The organism is Paenibacillus sp. FSL P4-0338, from assembly GCF_038002365.1.
In the GTDB taxonomy this organism is placed as follows: domain Bacteria; phylum Bacillota; class Bacilli; order Paenibacillales; family Paenibacillaceae; genus Paenibacillus_AQ.
On record NZ_JBBOCG010000001.1, the window covers coordinates 5144666 to 5166766 of the forward strand.

The 22101-nt window shown below is 50.1% G+C and carries 25 protein-coding genes; 9 read left to right on the forward strand and 16 right to left on the reverse strand.

All coding sequences use genetic code 11. From position 1 onward, the window contains the following. Positions 1-83: 83 nt before the first annotated feature. From MKZ07_RS22660 to MKZ07_RS22680, 5 genes are all read left to right on the forward strand, one after another. Positions 84-1085: a PocR ligand-binding domain-containing protein gene (locus MKZ07_RS22660; RefSeq protein WP_341027615.1), complete on the forward strand. Its 1002-nt coding sequence runs from the start codon at positions 84-86 to the stop codon at positions 1083-1085. A 34-nt stretch (positions 1086-1119) separates the two neighbouring features. Continuing rightward, the gene (locus tag MKZ07_RS22665) at positions 1120-1395 is read left to right on the forward strand and encodes a hypothetical protein (RefSeq protein ID WP_341027617.1); all 276 of its coding nucleotides are present in this window, start codon (positions 1120-1122) and stop codon (positions 1393-1395) included. Positions 1396-1533: 138 nt separating this feature from the next. Continuing rightward, positions 1534-2238, forward strand: a complete 705-nt coding sequence (locus MKZ07_RS22670) for a DUF421 domain-containing protein (protein ID WP_036691529.1) — start codon at positions 1534-1536, stop codon at positions 2236-2238. A 98-nt stretch (positions 2239-2336) separates the two neighbouring features. Then, positions 2337-3191, forward strand: a complete 855-nt coding sequence (locus MKZ07_RS22675; protein WP_341027623.1) for a LysR family transcriptional regulator — start codon at positions 2337-2339, stop codon at positions 3189-3191. A gap of 27 nt (positions 3192-3218) precedes the next feature. Continuing rightward, positions 3219-3476, forward strand: coding sequence for a helix-turn-helix domain-containing protein (locus MKZ07_RS22680; RefSeq protein WP_179090422.1), 258 nt, complete (start codon positions 3219-3221; stop codon positions 3474-3476). A gap of 67 nt (positions 3477-3543) precedes the next feature. On the opposite strand, the gene MKZ07_RS22685 is transcribed toward MKZ07_RS22680, so the two are convergent. The 8 genes from MKZ07_RS22685 to MKZ07_RS22720 form a co-directional block, all read right to left on the reverse strand. Then, a complete protein-coding gene (locus tag MKZ07_RS22685) occupies positions 3544-4044 on the reverse strand; it encodes an SMI1/KNR4 family protein (RefSeq protein WP_036691738.1) in 501 nt (166 codons plus the stop codon). Positions 4045-4133: 89 nt separating this feature from the next. After that, complete coding sequence (locus tag MKZ07_RS22690) at positions 4134-5336, reverse strand: hypothetical protein (RefSeq protein ID WP_341027627.1); 1203 nt, start codon at positions 5334-5336, stop codon at positions 4134-4136. A 147-nt stretch (positions 5337-5483) separates the two neighbouring features. Next, on the reverse strand, positions 5484-6527 hold the full coding sequence (locus MKZ07_RS22695; RefSeq protein ID WP_341027628.1) for an NAD(P)/FAD-dependent oxidoreductase: 1044 nt from the start codon (positions 6525-6527) through the stop codon (positions 5484-5486). Beyond that, complete coding sequence (locus tag MKZ07_RS22700) at positions 6527-7504, reverse strand: ABC transporter substrate-binding protein (RefSeq protein ID WP_036691523.1); 978 nt, start codon at positions 7502-7504, stop codon at positions 6527-6529. The genes MKZ07_RS22695 and MKZ07_RS22700 overlap by 1 nt, the downstream gene beginning before the upstream one ends. Positions 7505-7602: 98 nt before the next feature. Continuing rightward, positions 7603-9207 (reverse strand): helix-turn-helix domain-containing protein, encoded by a 1605-nt coding sequence (locus tag MKZ07_RS22705; protein ID WP_051493222.1) that lies wholly within the window; start codon positions 9205-9207, stop codon positions 7603-7605. Positions 9208-9283: 76 nt separating this feature from the next. Next, complete coding sequence (locus MKZ07_RS22710) at positions 9284-10252, reverse strand: helix-turn-helix transcriptional regulator (RefSeq protein ID WP_036691522.1); 969 nt, start codon at positions 10250-10252, stop codon at positions 9284-9286. A 70-nt stretch (positions 10253-10322) separates the two neighbouring features. Next, positions 10323-10553, reverse strand: a complete 231-nt coding sequence (locus MKZ07_RS22715) for a hypothetical protein (protein ID WP_036691520.1) — start codon at positions 10551-10553, stop codon at positions 10323-10325. 157 nt (positions 10554-10710) lie between these two features. Further along, positions 10711-11340: an AraC family transcriptional regulator gene (locus tag MKZ07_RS22720; RefSeq protein WP_341027632.1), complete on the reverse strand. Its 630-nt coding sequence runs from the start codon at positions 11338-11340 to the stop codon at positions 10711-10713. A gap of 209 nt (positions 11341-11549) precedes the next feature. On the opposite strand from MKZ07_RS22720, the gene MKZ07_RS22725 reads away from it, so the two are divergent. Beyond that, positions 11550-12089 carry a DUF6199 family natural product biosynthesis protein gene (locus MKZ07_RS22725; RefSeq protein ID WP_341027633.1) on the forward strand — a complete coding sequence of 180 codons (540 nt, stop codon included), beginning with the start codon at positions 11550-11552 and terminating at the stop codon, positions 12087-12089. A 96-nt stretch (positions 12090-12185) separates the two neighbouring features. Here the strand turns inward: MKZ07_RS22725 and MKZ07_RS22730 are convergent, their stop codons facing one another. The 3 genes from MKZ07_RS22730 to MKZ07_RS22740 all read right to left on the reverse strand — a co-directional run bounded on the left by MKZ07_RS22730 (position 12186) and on the right by MKZ07_RS22740 (position 14303). Then, on the reverse strand, positions 12186-12590 hold the full coding sequence (locus MKZ07_RS22730; RefSeq protein WP_341027634.1) for a VOC family protein: 405 nt from the start codon (positions 12588-12590) through the stop codon (positions 12186-12188). A 165-nt stretch (positions 12591-12755) separates the two neighbouring features. Next, positions 12756-13733 (reverse strand): zinc-binding dehydrogenase, encoded by a 978-nt coding sequence (locus MKZ07_RS22735; RefSeq protein WP_341027635.1) that lies wholly within the window; start codon positions 13731-13733, stop codon positions 12756-12758. Positions 13734-13934: 201 nt separating this feature from the next. Continuing rightward, positions 13935-14303: a DoxX family protein gene (locus MKZ07_RS22740; RefSeq protein WP_341027637.1), complete on the reverse strand. Its 369-nt coding sequence runs from the start codon at positions 14301-14303 to the stop codon at positions 13935-13937. A 191-nt stretch (positions 14304-14494) separates the two neighbouring features. On the opposite strand from MKZ07_RS22740, the gene MKZ07_RS22745 reads away from it, so the two are divergent. After that, the gene (locus MKZ07_RS22745) at positions 14495-14857 is read left to right on the forward strand and encodes a winged helix-turn-helix transcriptional regulator (RefSeq protein WP_341027639.1); all 363 of its coding nucleotides are present in this window, start codon (positions 14495-14497) and stop codon (positions 14855-14857) included. A 136-nt stretch (positions 14858-14993) separates the two neighbouring features. On the opposite strand, the gene MKZ07_RS22750 is transcribed toward MKZ07_RS22745, so the two are convergent. The 5 genes from MKZ07_RS22750 to MKZ07_RS22770 all read right to left on the reverse strand — a co-directional run bounded on the left by MKZ07_RS22750 (position 14994) and on the right by MKZ07_RS22770 (position 18784). Next, positions 14994-15689: an ABC transporter ATP-binding protein gene (locus MKZ07_RS22750; RefSeq protein ID WP_036691726.1), complete on the reverse strand. Its 696-nt coding sequence runs from the start codon at positions 15687-15689 to the stop codon at positions 14994-14996. Positions 15690-15694: 5 nt separating this feature from the next. Continuing rightward, a complete protein-coding gene (locus MKZ07_RS22755) occupies positions 15695-16816 on the reverse strand; it encodes an ABC transporter permease (protein WP_341027640.1) in 1122 nt (373 codons plus the stop codon). 121 nt (positions 16817-16937) lie between these two features. Continuing rightward, positions 16938-17504, reverse strand: coding sequence for a TetR/AcrR family transcriptional regulator (locus tag MKZ07_RS22760; RefSeq protein WP_036691506.1), 567 nt, complete (start codon positions 17502-17504; stop codon positions 16938-16940). A 51-nt stretch (positions 17505-17555) separates the two neighbouring features. Then, positions 17556-18167: a suppressor of fused domain protein gene (locus tag MKZ07_RS22765; protein ID WP_341027642.1), complete on the reverse strand. Its 612-nt coding sequence runs from the start codon at positions 18165-18167 to the stop codon at positions 17556-17558. 29 nt (positions 18168-18196) lie between these two features. Next, on the reverse strand, positions 18197-18784 hold the full coding sequence (locus MKZ07_RS22770; protein WP_341027644.1) for a TetR/AcrR family transcriptional regulator: 588 nt from the start codon (positions 18782-18784) through the stop codon (positions 18197-18199). A 264-nt stretch (positions 18785-19048) separates the two neighbouring features. Here MKZ07_RS22770 and MKZ07_RS22775 point away from each other — a divergent pair, with 264 nt between their 5' ends. Next, positions 19049-20203: an MFS transporter gene (locus MKZ07_RS22775; protein WP_341028086.1), complete on the forward strand. Its 1155-nt coding sequence runs from the start codon at positions 19049-19051 to the stop codon at positions 20201-20203. Between the two features lie 166 nt (positions 20204-20369). Further along, positions 20370-22085: an ABC1 kinase family protein gene (locus MKZ07_RS22780; protein ID WP_051493219.1), complete on the forward strand. Its 1716-nt coding sequence runs from the start codon at positions 20370-20372 to the stop codon at positions 22083-22085. Positions 22086-22101 lie beyond the last annotated feature (16 nt).

The following is a 22101-nucleotide window of genomic DNA, read 5'->3' on the forward strand; positions in this document are numbered from 1 at the left end:
AAAATAGTATTATTATGTTGCCCAGATTCTGAATTATAATTATCCTGTTCTCATTATGACTGTAGATGGAAAGGGTGAGCCGGATGCAATCCAAATTCGACTTGAAGTATATCATTGATATGGACGAATGGGGCAAGCTTCAGGAATCGTTGTCCCTTGTGACACGCATGGCCATCATTATGGTTGATTATAAAGGCGTGCCGGTTACGGCACATAGCCGCTGTCAGGCCTTCTGCCAGACCGTGCGCAGCGACAAGGAATTCTCAGCCTATTGTCAAAAATGTGACGCGCGCGGAGGTCTGGAGGCTGTGCGGCTGAGCCGGCCCTATATCTACCGCTGCCACTTCGATATTCTCGACATTGCTATACCTATCATTGTCGATAATCAGTACATCGGTGCGCTGATGGCCGGACAGATCCGGCTGGCGGAGGGAAGCGGCCCGAATCTGGAGCAGATTGTATCCCGCCCGCAGCAGGAAGCCATGACGGAGGATCGGGCCCGCAAGTACGAACTGCTGCCCGTCATGACCTATGGGGAGGTTGTGGCCACCGCCGATATGCTCTATCATTTGTGCAACTATGTGGTCAAGGAATCGATCCTGAAGCATGAGCTGCTGGAGAGGAACCGGCAGGTTGAGGCCTTGAACCCGCAGGAGTCCAAGCTCCAGCTTGAGCTGCCGCCTCTGCCTGTAGAGCCGCCTTCGGCTCCCAAGACTCCGGTCTCTTCGGGAAGCGCATACAAGACGGAATGCATAAGTCCTACGCTGCAGCCTGCTTTGGACTATATGCTAAGCCACCGGGAGGAGAATTTCTCGCTGAAATCGCTGGCGCAGCTATGCCATATCAGCCCCAGCTACTTCAGCCGCCTGTTCACCAGGGAGATGGGCGAGCATTTCTCCCTATATGTCGCCCGCATGAAGGTCGGGTGGGCGAAGGAGCTGCTGGCAACAACCGATTGGTCAGTCAACGAGATCAGCAATCACTTGAATTTTTGCGATGCCGGCTATTTCATTAAGATCTTCAAGAAATACGAGTCGGCAACTCCCCTGTCCTACCGCGCTTCGCTCATAATCAATCGAATATAATAGATGTAACACTATTCGAGCAGGAGGTTATCTTATGAAGCTGAACGAACATGGTGTGCTCATCATTGAAGAGGATGATTTCCACGACATGTACTTTTTTCTGGTCCATGACGGGTTGACATTCAAGGATTCTTTCCAGATTGGGCTGGAAAGGCATAAGATTGAGCTGTACCCCGGCAGCGTATCTGCTATTGTTCCCCCGCAGGCCATGCCCGAGGACTATGGCTACCCGGAAGAAGACCTTCCCCGTATAGTGGAGGGGATTTATTCAGCCGTCCGGGAGTATGATCCGGGCTTCGGGGTGTGGTAACAGAAGACCCGAGACCGTTGGTGTGCCAGGCTTATTGCAAATGCTTTTTACGAATGTCTATTACGGCAGGTTTAGGGCTATTCTTAGGGTGTAAGCTAGTCTAACTGCCCTAAGAACATAGAGTAAGGAGTATGCCTGTTGCCAACTTATCTGGAAATTATCTTACGAACGATCGCCGCTTTTGTCCTCCTTATGGTAACATCGAGAATCCTCGGGAAGCAGACGATCTCCAATATGACCTTCCATGACTTCGTGAGCGGTATTACGCTGGGCTCCATTGCAGCGAATCTGGCGTTTAATAACAAGCTGAGCTATGGGCTCATCGCCGTATCGCTGCTGATCTTCTTCGCCATCTCTTTCCTCGTCTCCAAGGCCGCGCTGGAGAGCCGGACATGGAACCGGTGGGTATCCGGTACGCCAACCGTTATCATTGAGGACGGGACTATTCTTGAGGACAACATGCGAAGCATCCGTTACACCTTAGACTCCCTGGCTCAATCGCTGCGCGAGAAGGATATTTTCAATCTGGAGGAGGTGGAGTACGCTTGCCTGGAAGGCCACGGGAAGCTGTCGGTCAAGAAGAAAAGCGAATATGAGTGGGTGACGCGCAAGGATCTGAAGCTGCACGCCGCAGCAGTCCAGTCCTTCCCGGTTGAGCTGATCATGGACGGCAGGATCATTGAAGACAATCTCGCCCACAACGGGTTGACCGCCCAGTGGCTAAATCAGGCGCTTGAGCAGCGGGGCAAGTCCGTAGCCGATGTGTTCTATGCGGTAAGAGGGACGCAGAAGCAGTTATACTTCGATTACTATGAGGATCACATCGACAACCCCATTGATTGACCATTCATTGATGGGAAGCATCAATGATGGAATTCAGTACAATGATCAGCATCGGAAGGTACTACCATAGATTATGATATACAGAAGGTGACACCGCAATGGAAAGTGGAGATTTGAGGATTTTTCAGGCTGTGGCCCGTGAGGGTACGATTACAAGAGCTGCGCAAGCCTTGAACTATGTACAGTCGAATGTGACGAGCCGGATTCAGTTCCTGGAGGCTGAGCTGAAGGTACCGCTGTTTCACCAGTCCAATCGGGGAATGATGTTAACGCCTGCGGGCGAGAACCTGCTGGAATACGCGAATGCTATACTGTTGCTAATGGACGAAGCTGTACAATCGACACAATACTCCGAGCACCCGGCCGGTCCGCTGCGGATTGGCTCTATTGAGACGACGGCGGTCATTCATCTGACATCCATGATCGCCGGCTACCATTCACGCTACCCTGATGTCCATCTGTCGCTCATCACGGGTGAAACGCATGACCTTCTGCACAAGGTGCTTGATCATAAGCTGGATGGTGCCTTCGTATACGGCCCCATAGACCAGCCGGATATCGGGCATATTGTGGCTTACGAGGAGGAGCTGGTGCTAATTGCTGAACCGGGGGAGAGCGAACTCCAAGAACTGCTGCACAAGCCCATGCTGTTCTTCGACGTTGGCTGTACGCACCGGGTTAAAGCGGAGCGCTTCCTGCGTGAGAGCGGGATGCACTCGGTTCAGATCCGGGAATTCGGCACGCTGGAAATGATTCTAAACGGAGTATCTGCCGGACTCGGCGTCTCCCTGCTGCCTAAGTCCTCGATCCGCAAGGCGGAAGAGGCCGGACGAATCACTTCCCACCGCCTCCCTGAAGAATACCGGAAGCTAGAGGTATGGTTGATATACCGCCGCAACGCCATGCTCTCCAGTGCAATGTGTAGGTTTGTGGAGATGGCTGGGCAGGGATAGATCATGGACATACAAGGAGTATTTTCCTTGAACGATACACCCAATACCCTTAAACAAATTATCGGAAAAACCGTTAAAGCGATACGACTCAAACAAGGCTTGAGCCAAGAGGACCTTACTCACGAATGTAATGTAGACCGTTCCTATATCTCTATGATCGAGGTCGGCCGCAACGAGCCGTCCATCACCAAAATATTTGAACTTTGCAGAGGTTTAAAGATTACTCCCTCCTATTTCATTAAATTGGTTGAACTTGAGTATGACAGAGACCGGGAGCAGGATTGAAGCAAGAGAATGATAAAAAAGATCAGAACCAAGTTCCTCAGGTTCTGATCTTTCTGCATCTTAGAATCTATCTATTCGAATTCGACATCATCCAGGCCAGGAATTCTCCAAACGAATCGGCTACCTTCTCAACCTCTTCGAATTCAGGCTCACATCCATGAACAATAGCCCCGCTATCCGTTGCAATGGCATAGAAGGAATAACCATCCTCCACAGACATTACGATCGGCAAGTGGTGATCCCACCAGGCTGTGATCTCAGACTGCCAAGCTGAATCACCCGCTGCGGCCTCCAAACTTAGGAGTTCAAATTCATTCCACCGGAATTCGGTTTCCGCACTATGATTGAACTCTGCCTCACCCATAAACCAGGTTTGCTCATCCGGTGCAACGCACGTCTCAACCACCTTTAGAAATTCTAAATACTCATCAGGTAGTCCTGTATATCGGGAAGTAATGCCGCTATCTAAATGTAGCTGAGAACCGGACTTCCTCCTTATCTCCCAGCCCTTCTCCTCCGCCCAAGTCATAAATTCCACAACTTGAGCTTTCCCTTTTCCATTATTCATGTCCAAATGTTACACCTGCCCATCTGCTTAAGAAATGGAAACTCCTAGACTAATATACCATTTCCGCAGGTTTGCTTACATACAACAGGTCATTCCGTTACCTTAATTTGCACTGTTGCATCCATGTCCTCCCACTTCTTACCGTTAGCCACATGATATTCTCTTTCCGTGGTACCGTCTGTTTTGGTATAGCTGATGGCAAAGACCTGGCCTTTTTCGATCAGCATCGGGTATTGGTCATACGTAAGAACATTATCCGTCAGCGGCAGCTTGCTCGCATCTGCATAAGCTCCTTCCAATCGCCAAAACTCCCGGAAGGCGTAATCCTTGAATCCGCTCAAATCACTTTTCCCAAAATACGATGCCGCATACTTTTTGCCCTGCATGGTGATTTCATCCACTCTGAGCGGTTCAATATCCTTTGCCATCCAGCTAATGTCCTCGGAATGCAGGTTGCGGCCGTAGTGCTTCCGTAATTGATTCGCAATACAAGGAACCGCTTGGGTGATAAGTTCCATTTCATTGACTCCGGTATGCGCTGCGCCGTAAATGCCCATGATGTTCTCGCTGCCCAGCTTTTCAAATTCACGGATGAAATTCTCCGCCATTTTATTCTCCCGGTATACATTATCATAACTCCTGTAATATATCAGCCCCTGCTGAATGGCCTCGGTAGTTAAGGTGTACATCTCTGATCCGGTGAGGTTGTTGTCCGCAAGATAAGACAAAAACCGCTTACCGGTTTTATCGCGTTGATGCCCAACATCAGTCCCGTGGAAAATAGTATCCGGACACCCGCTTTTTATTTTCTGAAAAAAAGTCTTCGTATAGGGAACGTGACCCGGAGTCCCTTCCCAATCCTGATAAAGCTCCTCCAGAATGTCGTCATTGTCTGACTGCATCCACAGGTTCAAGTATTCGGCAGCATAATAGGACTGCTCCACGAATAGGTGCCTCATTCCCTTGTTGTGGTAATAATCAGACCAAGCTTCGTACTCCTTGTCCATAATCTTGGCTACTCCATGGGATTCGCCATACAGATAAATCTGGCCGGTCGCTTTGGTCGTTAGCGGGGTGGCCACAGGCGTTGCCTGGGCCAGTTGGGCAGGAAGTGCCGATAGACTGGCTGGTTGTGTAGACGGACTTGCTTCCTCGCCCGCTGAGGAGTTGCCGCTGCAAGCTGTCAGGCTGCTGATCAGAAGGATAGCCATTAGGACAAGCAGCAGAGGTCGGCTGCACCTTCTTCGGGCCTCAATCCAAATTGTGAATTGTTTCACATTAAATTCATTCATAACTACGCACCCACCTTTCACAATCATTTCTAAATCTTGAATAATCTTAATATCGCTTAATCATAAAATACGCCCTCCACTTTCCGCTACAGCAAAACGCACAAGCCCTTTGGCTTGTGCGCTCGTATGCACCGCTACTTTATATGCTCACTTGCTCTGCGATGCTTTGTACTTCTGCCGCTCTTCCTCATTCTTGTCCGCAAAACGGTCATTATGGGAGGAGACCCCGGCCATCTTGGAGCCGGTGGGATCGATATATAATTTGGCACTGTTGACGGCAAGCACCGCATCATTGAAGGCACCGGCGATCAGCCTTACCTTTCCCGCATGGGTTACAATATCGCCTGCGCCGAAGATGCCTGGCATGCTCGTGAACATGGCCGGGGTTACCGAGATGCCGAACTCTTCATGCTCCAGCCCCCATTCGAGGATCGCCCCGCCGAAATCCCGGTCGAACCCGTGATTTACCAGCACCTCATCCACTTCCATGCGGACCGTTTCTTGGGCATTCACCTGCTGCAGGGTCACCGATTCGATTCTGCCTTCATGGCCGTGTAGCCGGGATACGGTATAGGGAACATACACTGTAGCCAGAGCTTTCATCTCGGTCACCGAGGATTCGAAGGCGCTGAAGTCATCCCGTCTATGAACGACATACACCTCCTTCGCAACCTTAGCGATAGCGACCGCCCAATCGACTGCCGAATCGCCTCCGCCGGAGATTAGCACTCTTTTCCCATTGAACTTATTGACGTTCGTGACGGTATAGTGAAGGTTGCTGAGTTCATAGCGGTCAGCCCCTTCAATATTCAGCTTCTGAATACTCGTAATGCCGCGCCCCGTAGCCAGAATGATGGTTCTGGAATAATGCTTCTCTCCTGAATCCGCTGTGAGTATGAATATACCGTCATCACGCTTCTCCATCTGGGCGATTTCCTGCCCGAATACAATACTTGGGTCAAAAGTAGCCGCTTGTCTGATTAACGAATGGATGATCTCCTCGCACCGGACAGGCCCGATCCCGCCAACATCCCATACCAGCTTCTCGGGATAGGTGCGCATGAATCCGCCCAGTTCCTGCTTGGCTTCGATGATTTTCGTCTTCATCTCCCGCATTCCGCTATAGAAGGCTGCATACATCCCGGCGGGGCCCCCGCCGATGATAATGACGTCATAGATATCCTGTTCCATTAGGGCACCAACTTGTCTACCAGATAATCCAGGAGCAGCGGCGTGCCGATCAGTCCTTCACCCACTACAAAATCGGCTGTCTCCAAGCGGTACACACGCCCTTTTTTCACAGCGTCCATCGCATTCCATATCGGAGACTGCTCCAAGTCCTTCATAGACTGCTCACTGCTGTAATTCTGCATCATGCGTTGCTCTACGAAGATATGATCTGCCTTAAGGGTGGGGAACACCTCCAATGATATCGGCGTGAACCATTCTTTATGGTCTTTTAACTGCTCCGGAATATGTAGTCCCAGCTCGTTATACAAAATGCCGCTTCCGGGGCTTCCAGCCTCCTGGCCCAACACCCGATATTGGCTTTGCTCCACACGCAAGACGAGAATTGTCTGATCCCCCAGAGCCTGTTGCAGTGTCTGTTTGACGGCTTTTATTTTGTCATCATATTTGCTCAGTGCTACTTCAGCTTGCTTCTCTTTGTCGAACAGCTTGCCAAGCGAAGTAACGATTTCCTTCACCGTACCCCCAGCCTCGACTGCAACCGTAGGCGCAATCTTGCTCAGAGCTTCATACCTTTTAGCATCAATCGTCCCGCTATCTGCAATAATCAGATCTGGTGCTGCGGCAAGAATAAGTTCAAGATTCTCTTCATATTGCTGAACCTCAATCATTGTCACCTTGTTGTCATTGAATAATTTCGGACGGTACTCGGGTTCAATCTCTTGTACAAGGGTGACCATATTAGGAATCACGCCGATTTCAATTAAGTTCTCGGCATAATTAGAGTTAAGGACCAGCATGTTCTTCGGCTTCACAGGAATGGTGATGTCACCAAAAGCACTTGTCACAACACGTGTGGCAGCCTCACCAGGCCCTTCTGTAGCCTTCGCCGTGCTGCCGCTGCCTGCCTTAGTGGTGGAGCAAGCAGCCAAAGTCAGAATAACTAGCATAGAAAGTATATAGAGCATAGGTTTTCTCATTACATTGCAGCCTCTTTTCTTTGATAATGATTATCACTATCAAATTATAAGGAATAATGATAGAACCTACTATAGCCTAAAATGTCGTAAACATTGGATTATTGTGTCTCTGGAGCCCCGCTTTCCAACATAGCCTGTTCCATTTGCTGCAGGATTGCCCTTTTGCCATACGCGCTGCAATTATTAATCCATAGCCCGGTATCCACATAGATCACCCGGTTATTCTTCACCGCGTCTAAGGCGGCCCATTTCTCACTGGTCTGTAGCTTCGAGAGGCTAAGATCTGCGCTATAGTAATCCATAATACGCTTCTCAATGAATAGATACGTAGGATTGGCCTCCGCTAATTGCTGCAATGTGCATGGATTGAAGCTGTTCTCGTGGGCACGGACAATCTCAGGCATGGTTAACCCCAGCTCCTTGTATAGCAGGGTAGCTGCATCGCTGGAGGATTCACCGATATAACGATAGCCGAGCTCTTCAACACGAAGGTACAGAACGGTGGAGCCGCCCGGAAGTTGCCGTTGCAGCTTGTTTCTCAAGAGATCGGCCTGTACAGTAAGCCCGGCAATGAGCTGTGCTGCCTGGGCCTCCCGGTTGAACAATGTGCCGAAATAGCTGATCAGTGCACTCAGATCATCCGGCAGCCTCGTTAGGATGGGAGCAATGGCCCGGAAATATTGTTTCAACTCTTCTGTTAAATGCTCAGCAACAATCAGATCGGGCTCTTGCTCTGCAATGAGGTCCGGCAGAGTGACATACTGCGGCATGGCCAGTAAGGTCACTCCATGCATATGGAACAAGGGTTGTTGATAGTCCGGGGTTAAGGCACTGACAATAACAACAGATTGGGGGATTACCCCTAAGGCTATTGCTATCTCTGCATGTGCCGCGGAGAGGAAGCATATCCGGCTGTCTGCAACCGATGATTTGAACCGCATGGGCGGAAGCCCGGCTACCTGTCTAAACTGCCGGCTGAAATATTGCGCATCTTCAAAGCCTGTCTTCCTCGCCACCTGTCTGGAGGAGTCGTCCGTAAGCAGCAGCCACTCCTGAGCACGATACATCCGGTAACGGATCAGATACTCCACCGGTGTTTTATGATAGAGCTGGGTGAATTTCCTGGAGTAATAGGACGGGCTGTATCCGGCGATTGCCGCCAGTTCATCTCTTGTAATCATTTGATGATAATTCTGCTGCATATAAATCACCGTGCGCGCCAATCTTTGCTCAAGTGTGCTGTCAGCGGTTGGCTGTTCCTGCTGTAATTCTTTTAACAAATGGTATAGAATGTACTGCTTCATGGTGATGCCAAGCGGCCCGGTGCTCCTGGTGAGGGAAGACCGGATCTCTGCTACCACCGCTTCAGGCACACTTTGAACCCTATAGCCCGCCGCCCGGTCTGTATTCCAATCGCAAGGAGATTGCATTTCTGTGTCATAGGTATTGAAGCTAATCAAATAGCCCGAGAAATCAAAATGATTGGCAGAGGCTAGCCGGATGACCGAACCTTTCTCAAGAGCAATTAACTGGCCGAAAAGAAGCTGCTCTTCATGCCCGTTGATCGACAGCATGGCTTGGCCGTCACTTACCAACAGGAGGGCAGCCTGATCCAGACGCATTGTGGAGGGGGCCGGTAACAAATCTGCTACATCTATAATTTCTGTGCAATGGGCAAGCCAGCCCGGATTAGCGTCATACATGGATATACTCCTTAGGTTCATTATTGATATATAGTAAAGCACCCACCCTATGAAAGCAGCAGGCGCTTGGCCTTAATTATGACTTCCGTACAGGCCGGACATACTTGAAGTACCGCTCCGGGTTGAAATAGAAGTAGATGATCCGGCCGGGGGTAGGGTCGGAGCAATAGCCAGTGCCTGTATAGTCAAAAGCGGCCATCGCCTGCTCCATCCGTTCCTCGACACTGCGGTTCTCCTGCTCGTAATCAAACGGTCCGTGCTCAAACACAATATACTCGGCCTCAGGGACATCTGCCATCAGCATCTGCGCGGGGACTTCGCCTTCATAATCATAGGGGAGACGTACCCCATAGCACTCTGTACGCGGAAATCCCCAATCGCAGAGCCTGCCGTCCGGGTCATTCATATAGGCCATGATCTGACCGTTGCCGCTGTTCGTATCGCTTCCGCCGTCATCATCCAGCTTGCCCTTGATACTATCCAGCAAGCCGCTGATGGTCTCGCAGTCCTGCCCCGGAATCAGGCTCTGCTTCTGCCAGAAATCCCAGTACCCGTTGCTCTCGTAGTTCTTAATGTGCAGGAATTTGTGCGCGGGAATGGTTACGAAATAAATTTTAACCTCTTCTGTAGATTTTACCATGCCAACCTCTCCTAGTCCGAATAAGTAGCGGTCAAACGGGTTGATTTTGGTACGAAGGACGACAGGATACGGGTGCCTCCGGTACTCGCTTGGGGCCACACCGTAGGTCACCTTGAACGCCCGCGTAAAGGCCTCATGAGAGGAGAATCCATAGTCGAGCGCAATATCCAGAATGCTTTTTCCGCTATCCCGCACCTCCTTCAGTGCAAAAGCCAGCTTCCGGTGGCGAAGGTAATCCCTAAGCTGCATCCCGGATATCTCTTTGAATTTCCTCGTCGTATGAAACTCCGAATAGCCCAGCTTGTCAGCGAGAGATTGCAGCGTTATGGCCTCACTGTTATGCTGCTTAATGCTGTGGTCCATATCATCGACAATGGTCTGAATCTGCCTGTGCCACTCGTACACCGTCCGTTCACCCCCTCGTTCCAACCGCTCTATAGTCATTCTAGAATACTGGATAAGGCATTTCTTGATTCTACTTGCGGCATGGGATCAGCTTCATCTCTGTAAGATGATCCAGATTGATCTCGATCCTCAGCTCATCATGCTCATTCACCGCGGTTAATGTCCGGTCTTCAATACTTAATTGCTTGATTGTACCGCCCTCATAATCCAGGCTCGTCCAAGCATCCACAATGGTCCAAGGATCATCATTGTACTTCACAATGCTCTCAATCGTTGTGTCACACAGAGGGTGGCAGCTCATGCTCCTCCGTCCAATGCTTCAAGATGAAGTTGCTCATGGCTCTATCCTTCCGTTTTGCTAGTTTTCTCTCTCCTATACTATTTCTGTTAACCACCCCGTTTTCCCTTCAAAAGAGTAAAGGCCATTCCTCGCAGGATGGCCTTAGTACATGTACGGATTAACCCTTCGCCTGCACGGCTATGGGGTAATAAAGATCGAGCTGGAACGCTTCGTTAACAAACATATCCCCGTTGAAAAGGAAGTGCTCCTCCAGCCATTGACCCGGACCCGGCTGATATTTACTGCTCTGCACCCATTCATTTAAGCGGTTCCAGGCTTCGGGGATATCGAGACCGTATAAGCTGGAGACGGCATAGAGACCGCCACTTACCTGCTTGATCCGTACCTCGCCCGAGGGTTTGTCTTCAGAGACCGTAGCCCACATCTCATAACCATGCTCATTCTGGGCACCAGGCTGATTGAAGCCGAAATACCGGGTGGCCGAAACCTGGTCTAACCCTTTTTCCTTCACCCATGCATAGAGCACATTCCACGCCTCATCCTCCGGCTGATTCCCTGCAGTAGTCTGATAGTACGCCACCTTCATCGGCTTCAATTCAATAAACCGGACCTGATGATCCTCCAGCTTCACTAATTGATGTTCCATTCTCCCTGATTCCTCCGTCCCTATATTCAATTCTTCTTCACGGAACATAGCAGCAACGTCCAGATTAATCTTCTTCGACTGCTCCAATAACAGAACGATGGCATTGCCCTTGGCAACCCCCTGCGTCTGCAATAATTCCACATACCGCCGACACCTCTCCGATTTTACTCAGCTGAGTGGTAATCATGAATTCTCCTTTCCTGTGGCTATGAAGTACTTCATGGCTCTATCCTACAGGTTTACGTGCACGTCAAGTCAATACCTATATTGTAAAGAATTTCTATAAAAGAAATCTGAACGAATAGTTTCCCGTAGTAAATATGAATTAACCGACATGGGATGTGATTGATTTGTCTGGATTTTTGGGTGCTGTAATCATAGTTATTGGATTGGTTATAGCCATTTGGCCTAAGATAGCATGGTATCTACGGCTGGGCTGGAGGTTCAAAAATGCGGAGCCTAGCGGGCTGGCCTTAGGGGCGGAACGGGTAACCGGTGTGGTCCTGGTGATCGCCGGTTTCATCCTGATGGTATCCAGCTGCTCCTCAGGAAACGCAGAGCGCCGCTGGTCTGAGCAGTTCAAAGAGAAGCTGAACTCGGGGCAGGTACAGGAAATCAGCATCGGCATGATTAACCCCACCGTATTAAGCGAAGAAGAAACGGATAGAATGATCCAAATGATACAGGCTGCTGAGCTTAGACCTTTTGATGCAGGGAATTCATTCGGAGCGAGCAACACCGGGACGATTTCTTTTAAGGACCAGACCCGTGTAGACATGGTGATACTGGGCCCGTCCGGGGGAATCGAACTGCATCCAGGTAATGCACAGAGCGAATATGAAATTATGAGCGAGGGATTAAAATCGTGGCTTAAGAGTTTCGGGAACTAAACATGGTTTTATGCACAAAAAGGGCTGGAGGTTCCCCAAGGAGCCTTCCAGCTTTTTTGTGATTTCTATTTCGCTTCTGCCGCGCGGACTGGCCCTTCATTGCCTGCCCTCAAACCGTTTCACCGCATCCTCCGTCACTGGCTGAAAGAGGTTCACCAGGTTGCCGTCGGGATCACGGAACAGCATCGAGCGGTTCCCCCACGGCATCGTCGTCGGCTCCTGTACCCAGTCCCCGATAAGCGGCTTAAGTCGCGCATATTCAGCATCGACAGCATCGACGCGGAACTCCATAATGACCGTGCGGTTACTGGCCGCCACTACAGAATCAGCACCGAATAGCTGTGCTGTACTGGAGTGGCCGATGGCCAGGGTACATGTGGGCATTACGAATTCGGCAAATACAGGGGCAGGCCGTTCTGCTGTCATCCCCGTCACTTGCTCATAGAATTCAACCAGACGATCAATGTCGTCAGTAATGATACGTATCGAAGCGAAATTCATAAGCGATCACCCTTTCCTGAATGTTTACATGTCCAATGATAAAAAAACGCTACTGACAACGTTATGTCAGTAGCGTTTTTAATCTAATCGAAAAAACGATCACATTCGGCTGGCGTAAGGCTATCGGGCCGAGTCAGTAGCGTTTGCTTGTCCTGCCCCCTACCCTTAGCCTATTCTCAGGGCAATATTTCCAAGCTGCTCCGCGCGCTCCATCCGCTGAAGGGCAAGCGGAGTCTCCGCTAAAGAATACACGCTATCCATGATAGGGTGTATCTGATGCTGCTCCATGAACTCTAGCATCGCGGTGAATTCTTCATGGCTGCCCATGGAGGTTCCAAGCAGCTGAAGCTGCGGGAAGAATATCGCTCTGGCCGGAATGGTGAGATCATCGCCTGAGCTTGCGCCGAACATGGCGATTCTCCCGTTAGGCTTGATGACCTCGAAGTATTGATCGAATGTAGCTGGACCCACGCTATCCAGGATCAGGTCTACAGGGTGGTGCTGGAGTTCTTCCCGCCAACGGCTGGTGCTGTCTATAACCCGTGTAACCGGTAATTGCAGAGCCTCTGCACGCTTCGCTTCACTTCTGGACGTGACCGTAACCTGCGCCCCAGCCGCTGCCGCCATAAGCGCAGCAAACGTAGCCACCCCGCCGCCAATCCCCGGAATCAGCACATGCTCGCCCCGCTTCAGGTTCCCTCTGGTAAATAACGCCCGGTACGCAGTGAGTGCCGCTAAGGGTAACACCCCCGCTTCCTCCCAGGAGAGATATGCTGGTTTAGGCATAACATTCTGCTCAGGCACAATGACATATTCCGCAAAAGTCCCGTCTGCAGGGTATCCCAATATATCAGGAACCACAGGCACCTCGTCTGCCCGATCCCAGCCGAGACATGGATTAATGATGACTTCCATCCCCTGAGCCAAGCCGCTTACCCCCTCACCTGTCTCTTCGATAACGCCCGCCCCGTCTGAACCCAGCACGCAAGGATGAACCGGACCAGGCACGCCTTCGATAATGAATAAATCCCGGTGATTCAGTCCGGCTGTCTTTAGCCTTACCTTGACCTGCCCCTGTTCAGGATGCTTGTCCGGATGCTCCATATATTGCAGACCCTGTGGTCCAAGTGTAATTGCCTTCATCTTCATAACCTCCTGTTACGCTGTAGTAGCTTCATACAAAGTGTAGGCTGTTACAGCAGTTAGGTAAAATGATTAGAAGAGAAGGTGAGTATCATTAATAATGATAGCTGATAGCCTGGAGCGGCCCTAAGAGAATTACCCTCCCCCATACCTTTTATGAAAAGTGTAATAATTCCACCCAGCATGGTCAAGGGACGGGGCTTAGCCTCCCTGCAAGAGCCGGAAACGACCGGCAGCAATGATGGCCGCCAGCACTATAAAGATGATGTTGATCCATACATTAGATTCGCCCCGCAGTAGATGGAAGACCAACCCGGAACATGCGGCGGCAGCCAGACCCATAGCGGCGAGCGGAGTGAGCTGCGGTAGTATTCGGAGTGCCATCGGTAAAATCAACCCTAAAACACCCAGCAATTCAGCGATGCCGATGCCCATAACCACCCCCTGCGGAACATCATTCACCCAGTTCCAGGCCGCCCGGGCCGAGTCCAACTGAAAGGCCTTCAGCCAGCCTGAATACAAGAACCCCGCGCCTAGAACAATTTGTAAGACCCATAGCACAATATTCATATACAATGTCACTCCCTCTCATATGTTCACGCAAGCGCCATCCGCGCTCCATCCACCCGGGAAGGCGGTTCTTCTTGCGCTACAGAAGCCTTAGCTGCATAATAATATGAAGGGTTTCACATGAAAAGTAGACACTTTAACTAAACCTAGTTACCTAAAAGATACCTTACGTGAATCAAGGGGGCAGCGGCATGACCTACTGTAAATTCGAGTCCGCATTAGAAATCTTCGTGGGGAAATGGAAGCCTGTCATTCTGCTGCGCCTGTTCTCTAACGGAACCATGAGATTCAGCGAATTGCAGCGGGCCATTCCTGAGATCACCAAAAAAATGCTCACACAACAATTGCGTGAGCTGGAATACCACAATATTGTCCACCGTGAGATTTACCACCAGATCCCGCCGAAGGTGGAGTATTCCATCACGGAATATGGACGAAGCTTATCAGGCATTATGCAGGCCATGAACGATTGGGGAGTCACGCATATCGAGCATCTGAACCAATTATACGGCGCAGAACGTGTCCATGAACCGGAAACTGACCAGCAACACTAACATTCCGAAATCTCCATATGATCCAGCGGGATCTCGGATAGATGCTCAATGAAATTTCATGCGCCGTGAATGGTACCACCGGAGGATGCGGATGACCTCGTCTCCGATCTGAATCTCCTCCAGATCTTCACCTTCCTCAGCCTGCTTCCTCAGCACCTGCTACAGTTAACCTCCCGTCCTGCATCCGGTACACCTTATCGCAATATTCAAGCATGCGCTCATCATGTGTGACCATAATCGCTGCTTTGCGGCGTGTTCTCACCTCATGGGCAATCAGGGAGACCACTTCATGGGCACGCTTGGTATCAAGACTTGCTGTCGGTTCATCTGCCAGAATGATGCCGGGATTATTGATAAGCGCACGGGCAATTGCTGTCCGCTGCTTCTCACCGCCTGACAGCTCCTCCGGGAAGCTGTTCAGCTTCGAGCCCAGGCCCAGCTCTTCCAGCAATTTAACGGCGAAGGCTTTGTCTTCTTTGTTCACCTTCCCTGACATTTTTTTTACGATGAGCAATTGGTCCAGTACACTTAGATAAGGAACCAGATTTGATGATTGCATAATGAATCCGACTTCTTTCAGCCTTAGATCCGCAAGTTCCTGTGCCGTAAGCTTAGCAATAGCATGTCCATTCAGCTTAGCCTCCCCTTCTGAAGCCTTCAGCAGTGCTCCGGCAATAGACAAGAATGTGCTTTTCCCTGAACCCGACGGTCCGACGACAGCAACGAACTCACCCGGCTCCACGGATATAGACACATGATCGAGTGCTGCAATCCGGTTGCTTCCTTCGGTATAATACTTGGTGACTTCACTCATGTGTAATCCCTTAGTCATTGTCATTATTCAGCCCTCCCGAGCGCCTTGAGCGGATCAATCTTAGTAATCTTTCGAACCGATACCAGCGAACTTAACATAGCGATAACCAGCAGGATCACAGAATATGTCACGACAAGAGAAGTCTCCAGCTTGAACGGCATACCCTTCGGCATAATGGCCGCTGTTCCATAAGTCAGTAAGACTCCGACTACAATACTGGTCAGCGATAGCACCAATACTTGCGATACAATAGCTTTGCTTAAGAATCTGTTACTGGCACCTATAGCTTTCATAATGCCGAACTGGTTCGTTTTTTGCATCGTCATTACGTAAAAGAATACCCCAAGCACGAAGGCGGCGATTGCAAGCAGAAAAGCCAGCATCATTAGAATCGTTCCGTTCTCTTCTTTGTACCCTGGCATTCCCTGTACTGCTGCCGACCGGGTAACCGTGTCCGTTCCCGTTAGCTCGCTATTCATAGCGCCCGGATCGATATCCTTGCCTTGCAGCATAATCGCATTAACGGGCCCGGCAACGCCTTTATCGGAACCAGGAGCTGCGAAGGCAATCTTCCGCCATTCGGCCATTGGAGTGAATACGGAGGCAACGTGGTTATAGGTCTGATTCTCCACAAATCCTATAATCGTCAATGATTCCGTCGTGCCGTCTAATTGAAAAGTGTCCCCAACGCCATAGCCCTCGTCCTTCATGGTCGAATTCACGATCACACCCTTAGGATTCTCAACAGATAGGCCTTTCCCTTCCACGACAGACGGTTCCAGGAAGCTTCCCGGGTTAATTCCTATAATCGCGATATCCAGCTTGTCTTCATTCTTGGTGCTGTTTGCCTTCATGGCTGTTGCCATGCTAGTTCCCATAGGTGCAGCGCCACTCACGTTAGGCAGCAGCTCTACTTCCGCCAATAATTGATCAGACAGCAGCGACTTGCTCATTGAAGACTGCGACCCTTCCTCGAAAATGACATAGTCTGCCTTCATCGTCTTAAAGGTTGACGCAGCCAGCGTAGATAGACCATTCCCTAAGCCTGATAAGATAAATACCAGCCAGGCTAGGAGCACGAAAATGATGATGATCATTAAAAATCTCATTTTACTGTGCATCAATTCTTTCATTGCTAAAAACATTCCTCTTCCCACTCCTTCATATTTTTTTGACACAAGTGTCGAATTTATGCCGCCATTGCATCTGACCCTTTAATTAAACAATATATATGACACGAGTGTCAAATTGGACTCAAGACTACTACTAGCTCTTGGCCCCTCCAATCCACATTTGAAACAGCAGCTTACCCCAAGCGGGAGTAGGGATATTCAGCATATTAGGCGTATCAATCAGGTTGAAGAACACACCAATAAGTACAGGAAGTGGGATATCCTGCCGCAGGTCTTGATTCTGCTGAGCGCGTTCGAATAAGCGGGATAATTGAATTTTAAGTGTCTGATGTCCTGCCTCAATATATTCGAGATCTCTCGCCGCCGCAGCAGAATTAGCTGTGTTAATTTTACTCGCATTTCCCAAAAGCTGATGTAACGCAGACTCCTCCACGTAAATGAGCAGCAGCTGTTCAAGGGCATCCATCGGGTCAGCCTCATCAATGGCTAATGCCTTGTCTACTACTGCTGCCATTACGCGCTTCATACAAGCCGCCACAATCTCTTCCTTATTCGCATAATACTGATAGATAGTGCTTCTGGCTCCTGACAGATGCTGTGAAAGCAGCTTGAGATGAAATCCGTCATATCCATGCTCAAGCACCAATTGTTTGGTTGTGTCCAGCAGCTCTGTCTCTGTAAAAGACTGTTTTCTTCCCATTGTATCTCTTCCGTCCTGTCTTTGGTGATAGATATCATTAGTTTAGCATGGTTAGTGAGCATTTCCCAATGGCCGCCGCGGATCAATAATGGAATGCTCGATCTCTTCGATGTAGGAATCAAAGGCCTCCACGCCTTCATGTAAAATTAATGCAGCCTCCTGCGCCGTGACTGGTAGCGCCCATAGGATCTCAGCCCTCTCGCGCCCGACCTGAATCTCCTCCAGCTCTTCACTTTCCCCCCTCAGCTCATCCAGCAGAAAAGCAGTGGTTGTCCAGTTAGCAGGGGCAAGCGGACTCTCTTCCATCACTCTAGGTATCCGTGAATCACCTGCGCTCTCTATATGATGGGCGATAAGATCACAGAGATAGGTAAATATCCGGTCCACAGACTCCCCGCCTAAGTCAGAGGTCAGAGCCATCACCCACTCCGTACCCACAGCTTGTCCATTCGGGCGGTGAGTCGCGGATAACCCGACTGTTGCGAACCTCGCCACCGCATTCTCATCATCAGCCGGAAAATAGAAAACCTCAACATGTACGGCTGTTTCAGGTTTGCTCAAGATAACCCTGTATTCCGGCATCTTCCACTCCCGGATATAAGCTCCTAAGATCACTGTTCTGCGGATATCGAAGGAGAGCTCCCTCTCCTTGCTGGATTCCATAAAGATAGCAATCACCTTCCCTCTTTTGATTAAGATATGGGTACTAAAGTAAGTATCTGTTTCACAAAGTTATCAATCACTACCCTGTCTGGACGGGACTTCAGGAACACGGTAAGTCCTATTAACGAAATGACCAGCGTCTGCGCCAGATTCTTGGCATTTATCCCTGCATCCAGCTCCCCTGACTGCATGCCCCGTTCAAGCGTTTCCTGGAAGATGACCGAGAGGTACATCTGATGTTCTCTGGTCAGAATCTCGAACTTCTCATCATGGGGAGCCAGCTCCACCATTGAATTGATGCAGAAGCATCCCGTGCTCGGGCTTTTCTCATATTCTTTGGACACCACATCTTCAAAAAAGCTAAGGAACGCTTCTTTCACCGAAGAATGCTTGTGCAGACTGTTACGGACATAGGCAGCGTGGGAACTCGTATATTTTCGCAAGGCAGCTTCAAATAATCCTTTTTTATCTCCAAAGGCAGAGTATAGGCTTGGACGCTGAATGCCCATTCTTGCGGTTAAGTCGCTTAAGGAGGCCGCTTCGAACCCTTTTTCCCAAAACACATACATCGCTGCCTCAAGTGCCTTATTTTGATCAAATTCGCGCGGTCGGGCCATAGAACTCCCCTCTTTTCATATCGAATGGTATATTACGATTGTATTTGGCGAAGATCCTCCTGTCAATCAGACTATTCTACATATCTCCCACCCCAGTTCCACCTTGACAGTTGATTTTGCTTGGCGTTATATTTATCAGGAATTATTACATACCTATCGGTATGTTATTAAACCGTGATATCTAAGGAGGCGTTAAGTTTGGCGGACTTTGTGAAAGAACCGAAATTCAATGACGTAACAGCAGAACCAGTATCTGTATCTTTAATGTCACATAAGGTTGCACTTCTGTTTGCCATCACCTGCGGACTGGCGGTCGCTAACATCTATTACGCCCAGCCCTTGCTGGACGCGATCTCCAGCGAGTTCGGGATTACGCATTCTTCCGTCGGCATCGTGATTACAGTGACTCAGATTTGTTATGCCCTTGGACTACTCTTGCTGGTGCCGCTGGGCGATCTGCTTAATCGGCGCTGGCTGATTACCGGGCAGATGCTGATATCCGTGCTGGCTTTGATTGTTGTGGGTACTGCCCCTACCAGCATGGTGTTATTCATAGGCATTGCTGCGGTCGGACTGCTTGCGGTAGTGACACAGACGCTTGTTGCATTCGCAGCCACCTTGTCTGCCCCGGCTGAACGCGGGCGCACAGTCGGTATGGTGACCAGCGGAATTGTCATTGGGATTCTACTGGCGCGGACGTTCGCCGGCGTGTTAACGGATCTGGCAGGTTGGCGTTCAGTCTACCTTGTCTCGGCGGGACTCACGTTAATCATGGCAGGTGTATTGTTCAGGGTGCTGCCGCAATCTGAGCCCCGGAGAGAATCCTTATCCTACCCGCAGCTTCTCCGTTCGCTATTCACGCTATTCGCGCAAGAACGGCTGCTGCGAATCCGTGCTGTGCTATGCCTGCTGATTTTCGCTGCCTTCAGTATATTGTGGACTTCCCTGGTTCTGCCTCTTAGCGCTCCGCCGCTGTCCCTGTCCCATACTGCAATTGGAGCGTTTGGTCTCGCCGGAGTTACTGGAGCCTTAGCAGCAGCGCGGGCAGGCCGTCTAGCTGATCGGGGTTTAGGGCAAAAGACCACCGGCGTGGCGTTGATTCTGTTGCTCATCTCATGGCTGCCAATCAGTTATACTCCTCATTCGCTGCTCGCGTTAGTCATCGGGATTATCTTTCTTGACCTGGCCGTACAAGCCGTACACGTCACCAACCAGAGCATGATCCTTAATCTGCGCCCGGAAGCCCGCAGCAGGCTTACTGCCGGTTATATGGTCTTCTATTCGATCGGCAGCGCCACCGGATCAATCGCATCCACCAGTATCTACGCTTATGCGGGCTGGAATGGAGTGTGCCTGCTCGGTGCAATAGTTAGTGCTACGGCTCTAATCTTCTGGGCATTAACCCGGCATGTTAAATGATGGATGCAACGGTATTACGTCCACCGGGCTGCTGCCCAAACGCCTAGCCGTCCAAGCCTGTAATTGTATATCTGTCTGGTATGAAATATCATACAATTAGGCACATGGATGATTAGAAGGAGAGATTTGGGATGCAGCATAATAACTCTGTGGTAGATGAACAAGTATGAGCGAATTCCTGAAATTATTGAAGGATGCAAGGTTCAGAAGAACCATGCAGATGATTTTCAAGTTCGCCTGGGATTTCTGGTGGCTGGGCAAGGTGAAGTACTTGATGTCACGGCGGCGCTTTGCAGCCAAGCAACAGGCCCTATACCGCAAGCAGGCAGCGTATTTCACGACAACTGCTATGGATATGGGCGGGCTGATTATCAAGCTTGGGCAGCATGTGAGTGCACAGGTGGATATGTTACCGAAGGAAGTGATCGAGGAATTATCCAAGCTGCAGGATTCTGTAGAATTCGTAGATTTCTCCGAGATCCAGCAGAAGATAGAGCGTGAACTCGGAGGATCCATAAGCGAGATGTATGCTGAGTTCAGCGCGACTCCTATTGCAGCAGCTTCCTTCGGACAGGTCCACCGGGCCACCTTGCGGACAGGTGAGCAAGTGGCCGTGAAGGTGATGCGGCCCGGTGTAGAGGACATTATCGCGATTGATTGGAAGTCCATTCAGGTCGCAATTTCGTTATTGAAGCGCCAGAAGATGATTACAGACTTCATGGACCTTGATGCCGTGTATGATGAGTTTCATGACACCATTATGGAGGAGCTCGACTATCAGCAAGAAGGGCGTAATGCCGAAGAGTTCAAGCAGCAGTTAGCCCACCGGAAGGATGTCGTGATTCCGCACATTCATTGGTCATGTACTACCTCGCAGGTGCTGACCATGGAGTTTATGGAGGGTGTCAAAATCAATGATTTCGCCAAGCTCGAGGCTTGGGGGGTGGACCGGACCAGACTTGCGACATCGCTGATCGAAATGTTCGTGGAACAGATTCTATTGAACGGGCTTTTTCACGCTGACCCCCACCCCGGCAATGTGCTCGTGCAGCCTGACGGCACCATCGCTTTGATTGATTTTGGAATGGTCGGGCGGATTCCGAAGGATATGAAGACCCAGATGGTAGCCCTTCTGCTGGCCGTATATCTGAAAGACGCCCACGGCGCCATCGATGCCCTGAACAAGTTGAGATTTTTAAGACGGAATGTCGATCTGGAGGTCTTCTCCAGGAATCTTACGTTATTATTCGAACAAATCAACGGGGATACGTTTGATCTGAGTTTTGTGACCTCAGGCGACAATGTGGAGGAATTACGCAATTTCCTCTACTCCCAGCCTTTTCAGTTACCTGCCAATACCACATTCCTGGGCAAAGCTATAGGCACCGTGTACGGCCTCTGTACCGGACTGGACCCTGAGCTTGATCTGGTCGGGACGGTTAAGCCTTATGTAGAACAGGTGGTGCGGAGGGATCTGCGGGGAAGTGTCATCTCCAAAGTTGTGGAGGATGGCAAGAATATGCTCAAAGACATCCTTCCAACGACCAAGAAGTTCATGTCGGCCATCGATAAAATGGATAGCGGAGGTTTAAGGGTCAAGCTGGCGAGCTCCCTCGAGCAAAAATTAATCGAGACGCAGAACAAAAATACACAGCGGTTGATTGCCACCATCATTGGCGCAGTATTACTTCTGGCCGGGGTCAACCTGTGGAATGAAGTAAATCCCATCGTCTCTTATGTACTCGGCACCCTGGGCCTGCTCGTTATGCTGAGCCAGCTCCGAACGAGACAAGGCCGCCGGGACGAAAGACATGCAAGGCAAATTAACGCTATGCGTGAACGTAGCCGCTTGGAGAAGCCGAGGTCTGAATCGCGTAGATAACAAAAACCGTCATGGG